Origin of the sequence: Gilliamella sp. M0320 (assembly GCF_016101635.1) — a bacterium.
Lineage (GTDB): Bacteria > Pseudomonadota > Gammaproteobacteria > Enterobacterales > Orbaceae > Gilliamella > Gilliamella apis.
The window spans coordinates 1-423 of the sequence record NZ_JACFQD010000026.1 but is presented as its reverse complement, the minus strand read 5'-3'; the positions used below and the strand labels follow the sequence as shown (position 1 = coordinate 423).

1 protein-coding gene is annotated in these 423 nt (G+C 37.1%); it reads right to left on the bottom strand.

Annotated features, from left to right (window positions below; translation table 11 throughout):
* Window positions 1–423: hypothetical protein (locus H3T83_RS11310; RefSeq protein WP_198215807.1), on the bottom strand; the 423-nt coding region annotated here is incomplete at both ends.

Sequence of the window (423 nt, the reverse complement as noted above, 5' to 3'; positions counted from 1 at the left end):
TGTTGTTAATCTACCTTCACCATTAGATAAGGTTAATTTATATGGCGCTTTACAAATAGTCAGTACTTCATTACGGGTAACAGCTCGATTATTTTTATCAACAATCGATAAATTTAAACTACCGGTAGCAGTGATACCATTAACTCCCTGACCATCACCATCATCATCACCCCAATAATTATACGGTGCGCGAATAAGTGAACTTAATCCAATAGAATCAGTATTCCTTGGTACTAACATACCAATATCTGCAAAACTCTGACCAGCAACAGGTAACTCAATAGGATTGTCACTTGAATTATTGGTTGTCGGAGTAAATCTTCTACCATCAGAAAGATATATCCCGAGTAGCGCTTCAGTATTTGTTACCCGGGTACGACCACCATCAAAGGTTAAATAAGGTGCTGAGCCATAAATAATATT